3 protein-coding genes are annotated in these 1,921 nt (G+C 47.6%); all 3 read left to right on the plus strand.

Features of this window, described 5'->3' with window-relative positions; genetic code table 11:
- The coding region (lpxA, locus tag U9P07_11410) for an acyl-ACP--UDP-N-acetylglucosamine O-acyltransferase (GenBank protein ID MEA2110016.1) at positions 1-526 on the plus strand (526 nt) is incomplete at its 5' end.
- On the plus strand, positions 523-1,476 hold the full coding sequence (locus tag U9P07_11415; protein MEA2110017.1) for a Gfo/Idh/MocA family oxidoreductase: 954 nt from the start codon (positions 523-525) through the stop codon (positions 1,474-1,476). The genes lpxA and U9P07_11415, both read left to right, overlap by 4 nt.
- Before the next feature lie 17 nt (positions 1,477-1,493).
- Positions 1,494-1,921: lipid-A-disaccharide synthase (locus U9P07_11420; protein ID MEA2110018.1), on the plus strand; the 428-nt coding region annotated here is incomplete at its 3' end.

Below are 1,921 nucleotides of genomic sequence, written 5' to 3' on the forward strand. Positions count from 1 at the left end.
CCGTGAATATGTTACCATCAGTCGGGGTACTCCTGGTGGTGGGGTTGTAACCCGGGTGGGAAACCATTGTTTTTTGATGGCCTATTGTCATGTAGCCCATGATTGTCAGCTGGGTGATCAGATAATTATGGCTAATGGAGCCACCTTGGCCGGTCATATTCTTATTGAGAATCAGGCGATTATCGGTGGTCTGGTGGCCATCCATCAATTTTGCCGGATCGGCTGTTCGGCCATGATTGCCGGGATGGCCGGGGTCAGCCAGGATGTACCGCCTTACTGCCTGGCCTCTGGAAACCATTCCCGCTTGCATGGTCTTAACCTGACTGGTTTAAGGCGACAGGGATTTTCTAAGGAAACTACCAGGGTTTTAAAAAAGGTTTTTCGCCTGCTTTTTCACCGTATGCCGGGGACTGGATTGGCCCAGGCCGTGGAAAAGGTGGAGAAAGATTATGTTCAATTTCCCGAAGTCAGACATATGCTGGAATTTATTCGGGGGTCTGAACGGGGAATCTGTCGGAAATCATGAGTGATAAAAAACTTCGTGTTGGCGTTGTCGGCGTTGGCCATTTAGGTCGCTTTCATGTTCAAAAGTATGCCGATATGGCGGATGTTGATCTGGTTGGTATTGTAGATATCAACCAGAAACAGGCTCAAGAGATAGCCGATCAATACCATACCGAGGCTTTAGCCACTGCTGAAGAGCTTTATCCGCAAGTTGATGCTGTTTCCGTGGTGGTTCCTACCGTTGATCATTATCAGGTTGCCTGTCAGGCTCTGAACTCAGGAGTCCATGTGCTGTTGGAAAAACCTATTGCGGCCACGGTAGCGGAAGCTGAAGAACTGGTTCGTCTGGCCGAAGCAAAACAGCGTATATTGCAGATTGGCCACCTGGAGCGTTTTAACCCGGCCTTTGCGGCCGGACTGGAGATAACCAAACAGCCACGCTTTCTTGAGGTCCATCGTTTATCTCCTTTTACTTTTCGTAGTGTGGATGTGGATGTGGTGTTGGATCTGATGATTCATGATCTGGATCTGGTGCTTTGTCTGGTGAAAAGTCCAATTTCAGCAATCTTTGCCGTTGGGGTGCCGGTACTTTCTGGTCAGGTTGATATCGCTAACGTGAGAATTCATTTCACTAATGGTGCGGTTTGCAACCTGACAGCCAGTCGGGTATCAATCCAGAAGGAACGTAAAATCCGTCTTTTTCAACCTGATGTTTATATTTCAATGGATTTATCAAACTTCTCCCTGGTTCAATGCGAAAAAAAAGAGCTGGATTATTATTCTCCTATTCCTGATATTAATGTACAGAAACATGAATATCCTGAAGCTGATTCATTGAAGCTGGAAATTGAATCATTTGTGCAGTCTGTTCGTGATCAAAGTGAACCGACGGTGTCCGGTGCCGATGGCCTGGCGGCATTGAAAATAGCATTCAGGATTAAAGAGATTATTGCTGCAGCTCAAGGGCAATAATCAGGTTGCGAAGATGAATGTCCATGAATTCAGCTGAAGGTTCCCGGGATGTACTCCATAAGGCAGTAAGAATCTGTATTATTTCCGGTGAAGATTCAGGGGATTTTCATGGCGCCAATCTCGCCCTTGCCATCAGGGAGATACTTCCCGGAGTTCAGCTTGATGGAGTTGGCGGTTCACGCATGGCTGCCGCCGGGATTTCCCTGATTTTTCCATCCTCACGCTTGTCGGTGGTTGGGATTACCGAAGTGCTAGGCCGCATTCCAGACATTGTCAAAGGCTGGAAGAAAATAAAAACCTACCTTCAGCAGCAGCTACCTGACCTGGTTGTGCTGGTTGATTTCCCGGATTTTAATCTTCATCTGGTTGCTCCCCAGGTGAAAAAACTTGGTATCCCCCTGGTTTATTATATCAGCCCTCAGCTTTGGGCCTGGCGTCAAGGGCG

The sequence above is a fragment of the Pseudomonadota bacterium genome, from assembly GCA_034660915.1.
Classification (GTDB): Bacteria; Desulfobacterota; Anaeroferrophillalia; order Anaeroferrophillales; family Anaeroferrophillaceae; genus DQWO01.